This is a genomic window from Terrabacter sp. MAHUQ-38 (genome assembly GCF_014518425.1).
Lineage (GTDB): Bacteria > Actinomycetota > Actinomycetes > Actinomycetales > Dermatophilaceae > Terrabacter.
Genome location: NZ_JACVCU010000006.1, coordinates 144,353 through 160,175, shown reverse-complemented (window position 1 = coordinate 160,175; position 15,823 = coordinate 144,353). Strand labels below are relative to the sequence as shown.

15 protein-coding genes are annotated in these 15,823 nt (G+C 71.2%); 9 read left to right on the top strand and 6 right to left on the bottom strand.

Features of this window, described 5'->3' with window-relative positions; genetic code table 11:
* Positions 1-1,098, top strand: a 1,098-nt coding sequence (locus H9I49_RS21285) for an HNH endonuclease signature motif containing protein (protein ID WP_223129057.1), incomplete at its 5' end; no start/stop codon positions are given.
* Between the two features lie 418 nt (positions 1,099-1,516).
* Positions 1,517-2,356, top strand: coding sequence for an aldo/keto reductase (locus H9I49_RS21280; protein ID WP_188032400.1), 840 nt, complete (start codon positions 1,517-1,519; stop codon positions 2,354-2,356).
* Between the two features lie 37 nt (positions 2,357-2,393).
* On the opposite strand, the gene H9I49_RS21275 is transcribed toward H9I49_RS21280, so the two are convergent.
* The 3 genes from H9I49_RS21275 to H9I49_RS21265 all read right to left on the bottom strand — a co-directional run bounded on the left by H9I49_RS21275 (position 2,394) and on the right by H9I49_RS21265 (position 6,908).
* Positions 2,394-4,061 carry an LCP family protein gene (locus H9I49_RS21275; RefSeq protein WP_188032399.1) on the bottom strand — a complete coding sequence of 556 codons (1,668 nt, stop codon included), beginning with the start codon at positions 4,059-4,061 and terminating at the stop codon, positions 2,394-2,396.
* 381 nt (positions 4,062-4,442) lie between these two features.
* Positions 4,443-5,789 (bottom strand): cation:proton antiporter, encoded by a 1,347-nt coding sequence (locus H9I49_RS21270; protein ID WP_188032398.1) that lies wholly within the window; start codon positions 5,787-5,789, stop codon positions 4,443-4,445.
* 306 nt (positions 5,790-6,095) lie between these two features.
* Positions 6,096-6,908 carry a sigma-70 family RNA polymerase sigma factor gene (locus H9I49_RS21265; protein WP_188032397.1) on the bottom strand — a complete coding sequence of 271 codons (813 nt, stop codon included), beginning with the start codon at positions 6,906-6,908 and terminating at the stop codon, positions 6,096-6,098.
* 214 nt (positions 6,909-7,122) lie between these two features.
* Here H9I49_RS21265 and H9I49_RS21260 point away from each other — a divergent pair, with 214 nt between their 5' ends.
* The 4 genes from H9I49_RS21260 to H9I49_RS21245 all read left to right on the top strand — a co-directional run bounded on the left by H9I49_RS21260 (position 7,123) and on the right by H9I49_RS21245 (position 9,975).
* The gene (locus tag H9I49_RS21260) at positions 7,123-7,512 is read left to right on the top strand and encodes a hypothetical protein (RefSeq protein WP_188032396.1); all 390 of its coding nucleotides are present in this window, start codon (positions 7,123-7,125) and stop codon (positions 7,510-7,512) included.
* 81 nt (positions 7,513-7,593) lie between these two features.
* Positions 7,594-8,289 (top strand): DUF6766 family protein, encoded by a 696-nt coding sequence (locus H9I49_RS21255; protein WP_188032395.1) that lies wholly within the window; start codon positions 7,594-7,596, stop codon positions 8,287-8,289.
* Between the two features lie 124 nt (positions 8,290-8,413).
* Entirely contained in the window at positions 8,414-9,316 is a 903-nt protein-coding gene (locus H9I49_RS21250; RefSeq protein WP_188032394.1) for an SDR family oxidoreductase, read from the top strand.
* Positions 9,317-9,381: 65 nt separating this feature from the next.
* Positions 9,382-9,975: a UdgX family uracil-DNA binding protein gene (locus H9I49_RS21245; RefSeq protein WP_370587688.1), complete on the top strand. Its 594-nt coding sequence runs from the start codon at positions 9,382-9,384 to the stop codon at positions 9,973-9,975.
* A 10-nt stretch (positions 9,976-9,985) separates the two neighbouring features.
* Here H9I49_RS21245 and H9I49_RS21240 read toward each other — a convergent pair whose 3' ends face one another.
* Positions 9,986-11,167 carry a zinc-dependent alcohol dehydrogenase gene (locus tag H9I49_RS21240; RefSeq protein WP_188032392.1) on the bottom strand — a complete coding sequence of 394 codons (1,182 nt, stop codon included), beginning with the start codon at positions 11,165-11,167 and terminating at the stop codon, positions 9,986-9,988.
* Between the two features lie 70 nt (positions 11,168-11,237).
* Here H9I49_RS21240 and H9I49_RS21235 point away from each other — a divergent pair, with 70 nt between their 5' ends.
* The 3 genes from H9I49_RS21235 to H9I49_RS21225 all read left to right on the top strand — a co-directional run bounded on the left by H9I49_RS21235 (position 11,238) and on the right by H9I49_RS21225 (position 13,148).
* Entirely contained in the window at positions 11,238-12,227 is a 990-nt protein-coding gene (locus H9I49_RS21235) for an SDR family oxidoreductase (protein WP_188032391.1), read from the top strand.
* A gap of 122 nt (positions 12,228-12,349) precedes the next feature.
* Positions 12,350-12,619: a Rho termination factor N-terminal domain-containing protein gene (locus H9I49_RS21230; RefSeq protein ID WP_188032390.1), complete on the top strand. Its 270-nt coding sequence runs from the start codon at positions 12,350-12,352 to the stop codon at positions 12,617-12,619.
* Between the two features lie 55 nt (positions 12,620-12,674).
* A complete protein-coding gene (locus tag H9I49_RS21225; protein WP_188032389.1) occupies positions 12,675-13,148 on the top strand; it encodes a VOC family protein in 474 nt (157 codons plus the stop codon).
* Here the strand turns inward: H9I49_RS21225 and H9I49_RS21220 are convergent.
* Together H9I49_RS21220 and H9I49_RS21215 are read right to left on the bottom strand one after the other, a co-directional pair.
* Positions 13,100-14,782, bottom strand: a complete 1,683-nt coding sequence (locus tag H9I49_RS21220; protein ID WP_188032388.1) for an alpha-amylase family protein — start codon at positions 14,780-14,782, stop codon at positions 13,100-13,102. The genes H9I49_RS21225 and H9I49_RS21220 overlap by 49 nt on opposite strands.
* A complete protein-coding gene (locus H9I49_RS21215) occupies positions 14,779-15,792 on the bottom strand; it encodes a TIGR03885 family FMN-dependent LLM class oxidoreductase (RefSeq protein ID WP_188032418.1) in 1,014 nt (337 codons plus the stop codon). Before H9I49_RS21215 ends, H9I49_RS21220 begins: the two co-directional genes overlap by 4 nt.
* Between the last annotated feature and the right edge of the window lie 31 nt (positions 15,793-15,823).

Here is a 15,823-nt window from a genome sequence, read left to right as displayed (position 1 = left end):
GAGACGCGGCTGCTGGACGAGGCGGTGCTGCCGGGGCTGGAGGCGGCGGTGCTGGCGCCGGCGCCGGATGGGTCGGTGGCTTCGCAGCGGTTGTTCGCGACGCGGCTGCGGCGGTGTGTGCGGTCGGTGGACGCGCGAGGTCTGGACGAGCGGCGGCGTTCCGCGGCGCGTCGGCGTACGGCGTATGGCCGGCTCGTCGAGGACGGCATGGGCGTCTTCACGGTGGTCGCGTCGGCGGAGCGGGTGGTCGGGGTGCTGGACCGGGCGGATGCGTTGGCGCGGGCCGCGCGGGCGGCGGGGGACGGGCGCTCGTTGGAGCAGCTGCGTAGTGATGTGTTGTGTGACCTGGCCCTGTACGGCACCGTCCCGCCCGACACGCTCCCGGCGGAGGGCGACTCACGACCTGGTGCGTCACCGCCGGGCACTGTGACCGCCGGTCCCGGGACGTCCGGTGTGCCGCCGGTGTATGCGCGGCTGCTGGGGCAGGCGCCGGCGGCGGTGGTTCGGATCGTGGTGCCGTTCGAGGTCGCGGCCGGGGTGTCCGATGCCGCGTGTGAGATCCCGGGCCATGGCTGGGTCACGGCGGGGCACGCGCGGTGGATCATGACCGCGGCCGGGTCGGTGTGGCAGCGGCTCGCGGTCGAGGTCGACTCCGGCCGGGCGTTGGAGCTCTCGACCGACTGTTATCGGCCGACGGCGGCGATGGTCGCGCAGGTGCGCGCGGTGGACGGGGTGTGTCGGGCGCCGGGGTGTCAGGTGCCGGCGGAGCGGTGCGACCTGGACCACGTGGTGCCGTGGCCGCGGGGTGAGACGCGTGTCTCGAACTTCGAGTCGCTGAGCCGGGTGTGCCACAACGGCAAGACCGCGGGGGCGTGGACGGTCGAGCGGGTCGAGGTTGACGGGCTGCGGTGGACCAGCCTCGCCGGCCGGGAGTACATCACCTACCCGAGGGACTGGCGCGAAGCGCTACGCGATCCCGGCTCCAGCCCACCGGCCTCACCGCCCGACGAGCCACCTCGAGAAGCACTCGACGAACGGTCTGGCGCGTCGGCCGAAGACTCGTCCCACGCGCCGCCCGACGACCCACCCCCATTCTGAGCGCGGTGCCGTCGTGCGCCAGCACTTGGCTGCCAGCCGGTCAGCCCAAGGGCCTCGCATCGCGCTGGGAGGCGACCAGCATCGACGGTCCGAGGTCGAGCAGCTGCGCCCGCAGTGTCTCGTCGTCGACGTCAGCGAGCAGGGGGTCGATGCCGACGTGGGCCACGATGCACGACATCGACATCGAGGGCGAGAAGCTGCTCCCGGTCGAGATCGACGTGGTGGCGCGCGACCTGCAGCCGACCCGCTGACGCCGCTGACTGCTACGCGGCTCAGTCGCGTGGAACGAGCCGGAGAGTGCCCGCGGCCGCGTGAGGGCCCACGACGGCTCCGACGATCATCGGCCCGTGACGGTCGTACGTGCGGTGGTATGGATCAGACCTCGCCAGCGTTGAACCCGGGTGCGTAGGTTGGGCCCATGACGACGGTTCCGGCGCACACGCTCCACGACGGTACGACGATGCCCGCCATCGGGTTCGGCACCTACCCGCTGACGGGGGAGGACGGCATCCGGGCGATGGTCTCCGCCATCGAGAACGGCTACCGGCTGCTCGACACTGCGGTCAACTACGGCAACGAGTCCGAGGTCGGCGAGGCGATCCGCCGCTCGGGGGTCGCGCGCCACGAGCTGCGCATCCAGACGAAGGTCCCGGGCCGCGACCACGCGTTCGACCAAGCGGTCGCCTCGGTCGAGGGCTCGCTCGAGAGGCTCGGCATCGAGCAGGTCGATGTCGCCCTCATCCACTGGCCCAACCCGAGCGTCGGCCTCTACGTCGAGGCATACACGGCCCTCGTCGAATGCCGTGAGCGCGGCCTGGTGCGTTCCGTCGGTGTCAGCAACTTCACCGAGAAGCACCTCGCCGACGTCATCGACGCGACGGGCGTCGTCCCCGTCGTCAACCAGATCGAGCTCCACCCGCTCTTCCCGCAGGAGCGCCTGCGTGAGGCGCACGCCGAGCTCGGCATCCGCACCGAGGCGTGGAGCCCGCTCGGCAAGCGCAACGCCCCCTTCGGTGCCGACCCCGTCGCGGCAGCGGCGCAGGCGCACGGCGTGACGCCGGCGCAGGCGATCCTGCGCTGGCACGTGCAGCTGGGGGTGCTCCCGCTGCCGAAGTCCGCCGACCCCGAGCGCCAGCGCGCCAACCTCGACATCTTCGGTTTCGAGCTGACCGACGACGAGGTCGCCGCAATCTCGGGCCTCGCGCGCGAGGACGGCCGGCTCTTCGGGGGCGACCCCGACACCCACGAGGAGATGTGAGCGCCTGACCGGCCACGTCGGGGGTCAGCCCTCGCCCTCAGCACTGCGAGTACGGCGTCGTCGTGGGGCTCGGTGTGGATGTGGGCTTCGGCGTCGTCGCCCCGGAGGTCGGGTCCTCACCGGGCGTCGTCGTCGCTGAGGGCGTCGGCTTCGGCTTGGGCTTCGCGATGCCCTTCTTCACGAGCTTGCGGATCTTCGCGTAGTCGGGGTCCCACGACTCGACGCCGTCCTCGGCGGTGAGCGTGACGCTGTTGACCGCCGACCGCTGTGCACGCTCGACGAGCTCGACGAACGCGGGCAGGCTCTGCGCGGGTATGTCGGTGAAGATGTTGTCGCGGGCGATCCGCGCCAGTTGCGGGTACTGTCCGACCATCTCGGCCGGGTTGACCTGCTCGACGATCGCCTCGACCACGCAGCGCTGCCGCGCCTGGCGGTAGGTGTCGCTGTCGGCGGCACGCGAGCGGGCGTACCAGAGTGAGTGCCACCCGTCGAGGTGCTGGAGTCCCGGCTTGAAGTACTCCTTGACGCCGTAGATCTGGTGGTCCGGGCCGACCTTCCCGCCGATCGGCAGCGGCTGCCCGGTGCCGGCGTTCTTGACGTTGATCTCGAGCCCACCCATCGCGTCGATGAGCAGCGAGAAGCCCTTGAGGTCGATGACGACCACATGGTCGATGTCGAGACCGACGATCTGCTCGACGGCGCCACGGATCTCCTCCCGGCCGGGCACGACGCCCTGCGGGTACGCCTCCGGGTGCGACTCGGCGTACGTCTCGGCCTCGTTGTAGAGGTTCGTCAGCATGCACTGGCCCGTCACGCCCGGGCTGTTCTGTGAGCACGTGGACTCGGGCTGGCCGAAGTGCCCGGACGGGTAGCGGTCGAGGAGCGGGCTCTCCTCGGCCAGCGGGGCGTACAGGAGGTTGCGGGGCATCGAGATGAGCGTCGTGCGTCCCGACCTCGTGTCGATGCTCGCGACGATCATCGAGTCGGTGCGGGTGCCGATGCGGTTGGACCCGGCGTCCGAGCCGAGCAGCAGGAGGTTGACGCGGGCCTGCTTCGCCCACGGGTCCTCACCTTGCGCGACCTGCGCACCCTGGCCGGGTGTCGGCGGCGGCGCCGAGAAGACCTCGGTGACGGTGTCCTGGGTGATGAAGGCGTACTCGGCCGCCTTGTACGAGCCGCCACCGACGAGCAGCACCATCAGCGTCGTGAACGCCGCGAGCGTGCGGGTGCGAGCGCGATCGAGGGTCCGGGGCCGGGCCTGAACAGCCGTCAGGACGATCGACACGCACCAGATCGCGCCCCAGGCGACGATGGCGACCACAGCCGCCTTCAGCAGCTCCGGGCGGGCGACGACGGACAGGGCCGCGGCCGTCACGCCGGTCGTCAGCACCGCGTACGCGCCGGCCGCCGCGACGACGAGTGTGACCCCGAGGACCACCCAGCCGAGGAACCGGCTGCGGGTCTGCGTCAGGCCCGCCCCCGGCAGGACCGTGCCGAGCGCGGTGAGGCCGACCGCCTTGCGGAACCCGGCCCCGAGCTCGCGGCGCAGCTGGCTGCGCAGACGGGTCTCGGGCGCACTGCCCGGCTCCGAGGCGGGTGTCGACGGGGATGTCGAGGTGCGGGCCGGGTCGAGCGCGGGGAACCACAAGGGATCCGGCGGTGCGATCGCAGGCAGGTCGAGCGCCTCGGCACCGTCGGCCTGCATCGTGCTCCTCCCTGCCTGCGCGGATGCAGGTCGCCGTGCGACATTGTGCCCAAAGCGGGCGGCGCCGGGAAGTACCTCGCGTGTCGGGCTCGCCCGGGGCTCGGTCCGCGCTCGCCCTGGCGTTGTTGTGCCAGCAGGGTGGGTAGAGGAGGACTGGCGCCATCGTCGCTCTTCAACCAGTCAGGGGCGGCGGTGACGTCGCCCTCCCGGTGGCGCCGAGGCGCCAGCACGACGGGGACCGAGACCTCGCCGCGGACCGGGTGGGGCGCCGGGCACAGGGAGACGGCACCCGCTCGGGGGATCGGGTGCCGCCTCACCCACACCATCGCAAGGACGCAGCGTCCGTTACAGGCCGTCGCCCGGCGCGACAGCCGGCCGTCGTCACACCGACTCGGCGACGCCTGCCCGCTCGCGACGACGGTCCAGGGAGCGCATGACCGGGGTCGCGAGCGTGCCGTGGACCGTGACCGACAGCAGGATCGTGAAGGCCACCGTCGACCACAGCCAGCGTTCGTCCGAGAAGCTGTACTCACCGGCAGCGAGGGCGAGGTAGTAGAGCGAGCCGACCCCGCGCACCCCGAAGAACGCGGTCGCGAGCATCTCCCGACGCCCCAGGCCGCCCGGCAGCCCGGCCCGACGGGGCCGGAGACTGAGGCTCACCCACCCGGCGAGGGGACGCACGACGAAGACCAGCGCGAGGGCGATGGCGACACCGCGCCAGTCCAGCTCACCGAGCACCCCCTTGGTCACCGCCATGCCGAGCACGAGGAGGATGAGCAGCGTCAGCAGGCGTTCCAGACGCTGCACGACCTCGTGCATCGAAACGTGGTAGCGGTGGTTGCGCTCGGCGGCACGCAGGGTCAGGGCGCACACGAACACCGAGACGAACCCGTAGCCGCCGCAGAGCTGGCTCACGCCGTACGTGAGGACCAGGGCGGCGATCGCGAGAAGCGCCTCCCCCTGCTCGGCGAGCCGGAGCGAGCGCCGCGGCGAACGGAAGGCGATGCGGGCCAGGCCCCAGCCGACGGCCACGCCGACGACGACGCCGACGACGACCTTGGCGACGAGGTCCCACGCGACCCAGCGCAGCCCCCACTCCGAGACGCCGCCGGCGGAGGCGAGCAGGACGGCCGCCGTGACGAAGGGCAGGGCGAGACCGTCGTTGAGACCCGCCTCCGACGTCAGGGCGAAGCGCACGTCGTCCTTCTCGTCGACCGGCTCGCCGAGGGCCGCTCCCTCCTCGTCCTCGTCGACGTCGGTGGCGTCCTCGACCTTCGGCCCCTCCACCTGGACATCGCTCGCGAGCACCGGATCCGTCGGAGACAGTGCGGCGCCGAGCAGGAGTGCCGCCGCGGGCGCGACTCCCAGCGCCCACCCGAGCAGGGCCACCGACACGATCGTCAGCGGCATGGCGACAGCAAGCAGGCGCCACGTGGGCGACCACGACGCCCACGCCGTGCGGCTGCGCCATTCGAAGGAGCGGTCGATGGCCAGGCCCACACCCATGAGTGCCACGAGCACGGTGAACTCGGTGACGCGTTCGACCTGGGGGCGGATCGCGACGGGGTCGAGGCGCATCCCGTCCGGAAGGGGGAGCAGGCCGATCGCCATGCCGAGGACGAGGAGCACCATCGCGGCCGACGCGGCATGCCGGTCGAGGACCGTGGGCAGGACGAGAGCGAGAAGCATCGCCGCTCCGGCGATGAGATAGATCAGGTTGGTCGACATGGTGGTCGACAGGGTGGTCGACAGGGCGAGCTCATGGCGGTCTCCTCGAGTGGCTGCTTCAGTGCACCTACCCGGCACCGCGACGCGACCATCGACGAGTGATGGACGCGCGGCTGCGTGGTGGTCCCCGGCAGCCGTGAGCGGCATCGCGAAAGGGGCTCCGCCCCGCGGCCTGCCGGCGCCTGTTTTGACCGGCAGACCTGCGAACCAAACACCCCGGGACGTCAGGCTCGGTCATCCCATTGGACTCCGGTTGCCGAGCGACGGCAAGGCTCACCGCACTGACGCCGCCGCGCCGTTGGTGGCTCAGGAGGCGGTGCTGATGTCCTCCGGCTCTGTCGGCTCCGCCAGGTAGTCGTGGAGCCGTACCGTGATCCTGCGCAGCGTGCGGGACACCTGCATCTGGCTCACCCCGCGTGCCTCGCCGATCTCGCGCTGGGTCAGCCCGTCGACGTAGCGAAGGAGGAGAAGCTCACGTTCGTCGTCGTCGAGCTCGACCAACGCCTCGGCCAGGCACACCCGGTCGTCGGCCGTCTCCATCTCGCCGTCGGGGCAGGCGAGGTAGGCGGACAGCCCGGGCCGCTCGTCGTCGGCGGGGCCGCAGTCGAGCGACAACGGCCTGAAACCTGTTGCGGCGGAAGCGGCCTCGCGAATGTCATCGACAGACGCACCCGTGGCCTCGGCGAGGTCGACGTCGGACGGCGTCGCGCCGAGCTCCTGCTCGAGCCTCTCGCGAACGGACTGTACGTCCGCCCGCAGCTCCTGGAGCCGGCGTGGCGGTCGCACGACCCAGCCACGGTCCCGGAACCACCGCTTGAGCTCGCCACTGATCGTCGGCACCGCATAGGCGGCGAACGACGGGGCGTGCCCCGGCTCGTAGCGTCTGACGGCCTTGACGAGCGCGAGACGCGCGACCTGGACGAGGTCGTCGTGTTCGATGCCGCGCCCGTCGTAGCGGCCGGCCATGGTCGAGCAGAGGTCGAGGTAGAGGTGGACGATCTGCTCGACGATCTGCTCCGACTCCTCCGGGGTGGCCGTAGCAAGGCGACCGAACAGCTCGGTCGTCTCGGCGTCACGCTCGGCGAAGGAGAGGCGAGGGTGGATCGGGTACTGCGCCATGACTCATCTCCGTGTTCGATGCGGATGACGGAGTCGGCGCTGTGATTGGACCGCTCTGACCTCACCAAAGTGCCACGGCATCGCAGAACTTGCAATGGTTGGCTGTGGCCGTGCTGTGACTCGGATCCACGTCGCATCGGTCGACGCGTTCGTTTGCGGCTGTTCGGTCGTGGTGGCGTCTGGGTACATCCACGACATGCCGCACCTTCGTGTCGTGACAAGCCTGCTCGTCCCCTTGGCCGTGGTCCTGGGCGGGTGCGCCTCGACCGAGGAGCCGGCAGCGGTCGATGCCGCCCGCTCGTTCCTCACGCTGGTCCGCTCGGACCCCGAACGGGCGTGCGAGCTCCTCGCCCCCCGGACGTTCGAGCACCTCGCGGAGGACGGCGACGGTGAGTGCAGCAAGGGCCTCGACGACTCCCAGCCACCCGTGGGGGGCGACGTCAGCGGCGCCACGGTCGCGGGTCGCTCCGCCCAGGTGGTCCTCGGAGACCAGGTCGTCTTCCTCGCCCGGTTCGACGCGGGCTGGCGCGTCACGGCGGCCGGGTGCGAGCGGCAGTCCACCGACGCCGCCGTGCCGTACCACTGCACGGTGGAGGGAGACTGACATGAAGGTGATGTTCACGCTGTATGCAGTGGTGATCGCCACCGGGCTCCTGCTGGCACTCGTCGTCGGGCTGGCCGGCCGATGACTGCGCACGAGCGCGGTGCGCGCGCGGCGTGGCGCCACAACAGCCTCACCATCGTCTTCGGCCTGCTCCTGGTGCTCTTCGTCGCCGGGCAGGCCGTCTGGGGCCTCGCCGGCTACAACGAGTCCGCCAGAACGGCTGCGCTCCAGGAGATCTCGCTCGCCACCTATGTCACGTCGTCGTCGTTCTCGGTCGACCTCGTGGAGAACTGGCAGTCCGAGTACCTCCAGTTCGTCCTCTACATCCTGCTCACGGTGTGGCTCGTGCAGCGTGGGTCGTCGGAGTCCAAGAAGCCGGGAGAGGAGGGACGCGAGACGAACGAGCAGCAGCTGCTCGGACGGTTCGCCCGCCCGGACTCGCCGCGGTGGGCGAAGGTCGGCGGGTGGCGTCGCAGGGTCTACTCGCACTCGCTCGTCCTCGTCATGGGCACGGTCTTCGTGCTCTCGTGGCTCGCCCAGGCCGTCACCGGCCGAGTCGCCGACAGCGAGGAGCGCATGCGCGACCTGCTCGACCCGGTCGGCTTCGGGGACTACCTCGTCAGCCCGGACTTCTGGTCCCGCACCCTGCAGAACTGGCAGTCCGAGATGCTCGCCATCGGCTCGATGGCCGTCTTCGCGATCTACCTGCGGGAGCGTGGCTCGCCGGAGTCGAAGCCGGTCGGCATGCCACACGACGTGACGACGTCCGACGACTGAAGCCGGACGACCGGGCGCGGCCAACCGCCCGCGGTGGCGATGGTCCCGACATGCGTGCGCCGCGCGGTCATCGGGTAGGTGCACCACAGGCACAGACAACCACCCGATCCGAAAGGCACGAACGATGTCCGAGATCGCCGACCGCGCCGAAGAGCTCGTGCGTCACGACGACAAGGGCGGCTTCCCGGCGCAGCAGCAGGAACCGCCGGGGCTGACGAGCGAGATGAACCCCGTGCCCGACCACGGTGAGCAGACCTACGTGGGTCATGGCCGCCTCGAGGGCAAGCGCGCCCTGATCACCGGTGGAGACTCCGGCATCGGTCGTGCCATCGCCATCGCGTACGCGCGTGAGGGGGCTGACGTCGCCATCAACTACCTGCCCGCGGAGCAGTCGGACGCCGAGGACACCCTCGCGTGGGTGACGAAGGCCGGGCGTCGCGGCGTGCTCCTGCCGGCGGACATCGTCGGCCGCCAGGAGTGTATGCAGGTCGTCGCCGACGCCGTGCGGGAGCTCGGCGGGCTCGACATCCTCGTCAACAACGCCGGCTACCACTGGGACCGCGGCCCCGAGGGCCTCGAGGGCCTGCAGCCCGAGCACGTCGAACGCGTCATGCGTACGAACCTGCACGCGGTGATCTGGCTCTGCCAGGCGGCCCTTCCACACCTGGGCCCGGGGTCGTCGATCATCAACACGACCTCGATCCAGGCCTACGACCCCTCGCCGGCGCTGCTCGACTACGCCGCCACGAAGGCGGCACTCAACAATCTCACGGTCAACCTGGCGGCAGCGCTCGGGCCCAAGGGGATTCGTGTCAACGCTGTTGCGCCCGGCCCGATCTGGACGCCGCTGCAGCCGGCCACGCGAGAGGCGGAGAAGATCGAGACGTTCGGCTCGGACACCCCCCTGGGCCGCGCCGGACAGCCCGGAGAGGTCGCACCCGCCTTCGTCTTCCTCGCCTCGCCCTCCGACGCGAGCTACGTGTCCGGCACCGTCCTGGGTGTCACGGGCGGTGGAGCGGTCTTCTGACCATGGCTGCGACGGGTCGGGACGGGCCGGGGGCTGTTGAGTGGGTGCCCGAGCACCCGAGGAGCGTGGCCGAGCTGGACGACGCCGCGCAGGCCTGCCGCGGCTGCGGGCTCTTCCGCGACGCCACTCAGGCCGTGATGGGCGAGGGGCCGCTCGGGGCCGAGCTGCTGCTGCTCGGCGAGCAACCGGGTGACCGCGAGGACGTCGCGGGAAGGCCGTTCGTCGGCCCCGCGGGCAGGCTGCTCGACCAGGCTCTCGACGCGGCGGGCCTGGCACGCGACCGGGTCTACCGGACCAACGTCGTCAAGCACTTCCGCCACGAGCGCCGCGACTCCAAGCGCATCCACAAGTCACCCTCGCGCTGGCACGTCGCGGCCTGCGAGCCGTGGCTGCTCGGCGAGCTGGAGCTGATCGCGCCGCGCGGTGTCGTCGTGCTCGGCGCCACCGCGGGTCAGGCGCTCTACGGGCCGTCGTTCCGCGTGGGCGCTGAGCGCGGCCGGCGGCTGGAGTGGCCGACTGACGGGTGGCCGGTGGAGCGAACGCCTGAGTTCGTGGTCGCGACCGCCCACCCGTCGTCGGTGCTCCGCTCACGGCAGCGCGACGTAGACCTCGAGGCCCTTGTCGCCGATCTCGCGGTCGCCCGGGAGCAGCTCGCCTGAGCCGGGCGCGTCACGGGCTGAGCACGACCTTGAGGCACTGGTCCCCCTTCTCCTGGAAGAGGCGGTAGAGGTCCGGGGCGTCCGCGAGGGGTGCCCGGTGGGTCGCGAGCCCCTCGAGCCCGAGCACGTCCGCGTCGGCGCTGACGATGTCGAGCAGCTCGTCGCTCCAGCGCCGCACGTGGCACTGGCCCACGCGGATCGTCAGTCCCTTGTCGAAGAGCTCCATCATCGGCATCGGGTCGGCCATGCCGCCGTAGACGCCGCTGATCGACAGCGTGCCCCCGCGGCGCACGGCTGCGATGGCGGTGTGCAGGGCCGCGAGGCGGTCGATGCCGACGTGCTCTATCGCTCCTCGGGCGAGCGGCTTGGGCAGCCGGCTGGTCGCGCTGATCACCTTCTCCGACACGGCGTTCCCATGGGCCTCCATGCCGACGGCGTCGATGACGGCGTCGGGCCCGCGTCCCTCCGTGAGGTCGCGCAGGGCCTCGACGACGTCGGTGTCCGAGGCGTCGAGCACCTCGGCCCCGTGGCGGCGCGCGAGCTCGATGCGGTCGGGGACGAGGTCCACGCCGATGACGCGTCCGACTCCGCGGTGCAGGGCTGAGCGCACGGCCAGCTGGCCCACGGGGCCGAGGCCCAGCACCGCGAGCGTGTCGTTGCCGTTCACGTCGGCGTAGTCCACCGCCTGCCACGCCGTCGGGAGGATGTCGGAGAGGTAGAGGAAGCGCTCGTCGGGCCTGTCGTGCGGGATCTGTATGGGCCCGAAGTCGGCGTGTGGCACGCGGACGTACTCCGCCTGCCCGCCTGGCACGGCCCCGTAGAGGCTCGTGTAGCCGAAGAGGCTGGCTCCCTTGCCCGCATGGGTGTTCTGCGTCGTCTCGCACTGCGCGAACAGCCCGCGCTGGCACATCCAGCACCTGCCGCAGGAGATGTTGAACGGGACGACCACCCGGTCGCCCTCGGCGAGCGTGGCCACCTCCGGACCCACCTGCTCGACGATGCCCATGAACTCGTGGCCGAGGATGTCGCCCGGTTCGAGGTAGGGCGCCAGCACGCCGTAGAGGTGCAGGTCGGAGCCGCAGATCGCCGTCGACGTCACCCGCACGACGGCATCGGTCGGGTTGGCGATCTTCGGGTCGGGTACGTCGGAGATGCGGACGTCCTCGATGCCGTGCCAGGTCAGTGCCTTCATGCTGCAGCACCTACCCATCGGCTCATGGATCCACCCATGTCCGCCAGACGACTCGACGACGAGGAGCACCATGGTCGACGCGCACGACACAGAGCCGCCCGCGGGCGGCGTCCGGGCCACCGGCAGTGCCGACACCGCACCGGTGGCGGTCGTCCTCGGCGGCTCGCGAGGACTGGGTCTGCTCATCTCTCGCGAGCTGCTCCGTCGGGGGCATCGCGTCGTCGTCGGTGCCAGGGACGCCGACGAGCTCGCGTCGGCTCGCGGCCTCCTCGCTGACTACGGCACCGTGACGGTCGAGGTGTGCGACGTCCGGGACCGCCATGAGGTCGGAGCCCTCGTCGGCATGGTCGAGCGCGACCTCGGGCCGATCGAGGTCATGGTCACGGTCGCCGGGATCATCCAGGTCGCGCCGCTCGAGTCCCTCACGCTCCAACACTTCGAGGAAGCCGTCGACACGATGGCCTGGGGTCCGATCCACGCCGCGATGACCGTGCTGCCGGCGATGCGGCGGCGTGGACGCGGCCGCATCGGGACCATCACGTCGATCGGGGGGATGGTCTCACCGCCACACCTGCTGCCTTATGCCACAGCCAAGTTCGCCGCTGTCGGGTTCTCCGACGGGCTGGCCGCTGGTCTGAGCGGCACGGGCGTGACGGCCACGACCGTCGTACCGGGCCTCATGCGGACGGGTGGGCACGTCCACGCGCAGTTCGGTGGCGAGGCGGGCAAGGAGTACGCGTGGTTCGCGCCGGCGGCGTCGATGCCGTTGCTCTCCATGGACGCCGAGCGAGCCGCGCGTCGGATCGTGCACGGGATCCTCTCCGGCCGGCCGATGGTCGTGCTCACCCCGCTCGCGTGGGCGGGGATCCGTGTCCGTGGCCTGGCGCCGGGGACGACGACGCGCCTCATGGGCGTCGCGGGTCGGCTGCTGCCGGGCAGCCCCGCTCGCGGCGGGGCGGCTCTCGTCGAGGGTCGGACCGCGCGTCGACAGCTGGGCTCACGCATCGTCGACCGGCTCACGAGGTTGGGTGACCGGGCCGCCTCGCGCACCAACGAGTGACACGGGTGACGGCGGGGACCGCGTGTCGCCGCGTGAGGCCGGGTGACACCGGGTGATGGCCGGTGACGCCGTCGCGGAGGTGGGTATGTGCCGATTGGAGCCCGTCTGACTAGGAGGAACCCATGCCACGCCGCAACCCGGGACCATCGGTCAAGGACAAGCACCTCTACGAGTCGTTGCGCGACGAGGGGGCGAGCAAGGAGAAGGCCGCCCGCATCGCGAACGCGGCCGCCGCCACCTCGCGCTCCTCGGTCGGCCGCAAGGGTGGGAAGGCCGGCGACTACGAGGACATGACGAAGGACCAGCTGATGAAGCGGGCGCGGGAGATCGGCATCGAGGGCCGTTCGTCGATGAACAAGTCGCAGCTCATCTCGGCTCTGCGCAACCACTGATGCCAGACGGAGAGGCGTCCCGACGGGGCAGGGCGCCGCTCGAGGGTCGGCAGACATGAGAGCCCAGCTCGAGAAGCCGGTCATCGACTGTCCCGATCCCCGCACGCTCGCGGCGTTCTACGCTCGCTTCCTCGGGATGCGCGTCCTCGAGGACGCGCCGGACTGGGTCGTGCTGGGCCGCGCTGCCGGTATGCGTGAGCTCGCCTTCCAGCGCGCCGCCACGTGGGTCCCCCCGGAGTGGCCGGACCCCGAGCACCCCCAGCAGGTGCACCTCGACATCCGCGTCGACGACGTCGACGTCGCGGAGGCGCGCGTCCTTGCGCTCGGGGCGCGACGGGCGCCCGGGTCGCCCGAGACTGGCTACCGCGTCTTCCTGGACCCCGTCGGCCACCCGTTCTGCCTCGTCTACGGCAGGTCGCCTCTCGCCGACCCTCGCATCGACTTCGACACGAGGTCCGAGGGCGGATCACGGCCCCGGCGTCACACGAGCGGGTCCTCCCCGGGGCGGGCCACGAGGAGCCAGCGGTAGCCGTAGGGGCCGATCTCGACCTCGATGGCTCCGGAGCTGTCGAGCGGCGTCTCACGGCGTTCGCCCAGGACGTCGACGAGCCGCGCGCCGTCGGGCGGGTCGGGGACGGTCAGCGGCACGACCGCCCCATCCGGCCCGAGGTTGTGGACGGCGAGCATCATCCACTCGTCACTGCGGCTCACGTGGGCGAGCACCGATGCGGCCGGGTGGTCGAGCACCTCGACCGTCGCCCAGCCGCTCTCAGGGAGCTGCCGGTACCGCCGCACGAGCCCACGGATGAACCACCAGAGCGAGTCGGGGTCGCGCCGCTGGTCGGCGACGTTGACCCGGTCAGGGCCCCACAGCCCGTCCGGCATGGGTCGCGTGAGCCGGCGCGGGGTCCCGGAGGTGAACCCGCCGTACGGGCCTGGAGCCCACTGCATCGGGGTGCGCACGGCCAGCCGGCCGGGGACGTCGAGGTTCTCGCCCATCCCGATCTCCTCGCCGTAGAAGAGGACCGGCGTGCCGGGCAGCGAGAACATGAGGGAGTAGACGAGGCGGATGCGTCGCTCGTCACCGCCGAGCATCGTCGGCAGTCGGCGTCGCAGGCCCCGGTCGTAGAGCTGCATGCCCGGCTCGGGCCCGAACGCGTCGAAGACCTCGCGGCGTTCGGGCACCGACAGCTTGTCGAGGGTGAGCTCGTCGTGATTGCGCACGAAGCTCGCCCACTGGCTCGTGACATCGAGGGCCGGTCGTTCACGCAGGGCCTCGGCGAGCGGTCCGGCGTCACCGCGCGCGAGTGACAGGTAGAGCCGCTGCATGCCGATGAAGTCGAACTGCATGGTGAGCCCGTCGCCGTCGTCGCCGCCGAAGAAACGGCGCTGCTCCTCGTACGGCAGGTTCACCTCGCCGAGCAGCACGGCGTCGCCGAGCCGTCGGGTGACGAAGGACCGCACGTCGCCGAGGTAGCGGTCGGGGTTGAACGCGTCGGCGTCCTGGACGCCGGGCACGCCGTCGCGCGCGAAGAGGAACGGCACGGCATCGACCCTGAAGCCGGATACGCCGAGCTCGAGCCAGAAGCCAAGCGTGCGGGAGATCTCTTCCTGCACAGCCGGATTGGCGACATTGAGGTCGGGTTGGTGCTTGTAGAAGTGGTGGAGGTAGTAGTCGCCGGTCTTCTCGTCGCGGTCCCAGATGCTGTCCTCCTGGTCCGGGAAGACAACGTCCTTCTTGCTCGACTTCGGCCGGGTGCGGCTCCACACGTAGTAGTCGCGGTAGGGGTCCTCGCGGCTGCGGCGTGCGGACTTGAACCACGGATGCTTGTCCGACGTGTGGTTCATGACGAAGTCGATGATGACCCGGATCCCGTGGGCGCGAGCCGTCCGGACGAGCTCGACGAAGTCGCCGAGGGTGCCGAGCTTCGGGTCCACGCCGTAGAAGTCGGTGATGTCGTAGCCGTCGTCCTTGCGAGCCGTCGGGTAGAACGGCATGAGCCAGAGGCAGGTCACGCCGAGGTCGGCGAGGTATTCGATCCGGTCGGTCATCCCGCGCAGGTCGCCGATGCCGTCGCCGTTCGAGTCGTGGAACGTCTCCACGTCGGCGCAGTAGACGACCGCGTTCTTCCACCAGATGTCGCCGGTGTCGCTCATCCTCATGATCGGACCTCCTGTGGGCGCGGGGTCGAGCCGCCCTGCGGCGCAGGGGAGCTCGGGGCGAGCTGCGGCAGCACGCGCGTGCCGAACGCGTCGATGAACGGTGCCTGGTGCTGCCCGACGAAGTGCAGGTAGAGCTCGTCCCACCCCATCTCGACGTACTCCTGAAGCCACTGTGCGTGGCGGCCCAGGTCGGAGGAGACGAGCACCGCCTCGCGCACCTGCCCGGGCGTGACGGACTCGCCGATGAGGTCGAAGGCCTCGACGCTCTCGGTGTCCCAGGCGACGGGAGGACCGAGCACGTTGCTGCGCCACTGGTCGTGGGCCACGTGGAGCGCCTCCTCCTCGGTACTCGCCCAGCTGAGGTGGATCTGCAGCCGTGCGGGTCCGCGTCCGCCGGCGTCGCGGTAGGCCGAGAGCACCTGCCGCAGGGTCTCGTGCGGCTGGTTGACCGTGATCAGGCCGTCCGCCCACGACGCGTGGCGGCCGGCGGTCGCGGGCGTGACGGCAGGCCCGACGAGGTCCGGCACCGGGTCGGCGAGCGTCCACAGCCGCGCACGGTTGACGGTGACGAGGCCGTCGTGGCTGACCTCTTCGCCGGCGAGGAGGCGCCGGATGACGTCGACGCACTCGACGAGTCGCGCGTCGCGCACCTCCTTGCGCGGCCAGACCGCCCCGGTCACCCGCTCGTTCGACGCCTCACCGGAACCGAGCGCCGCCCAGAACCGGCCGGGGAACATCTGTCCCAGCGTCGCGATCGACTGGGCCGTGACCGCAGGGTGGTAGCGCTGGCCGGGAGCCGTGACGACACCGAAGGGCAGCGACGTCGTGGCCAGGGCCGCGCCGAGCCAGCTCCAGGCGTACCCCGACTCGCCCTGACGGCTGCTCCACGGGGACAGGTGGTCGGAGGACATGCCCGCCGTGAACCCGGCGGCCTCCGCCGCCTGTACGTCGCGCAGCAGCCGGGCGGGGTCGATCTGCTCGTGGGAGCAGTGGAAGCCGATGACCGTCATGCCCACCCACGCAACCGTACGAGGCCGTTCC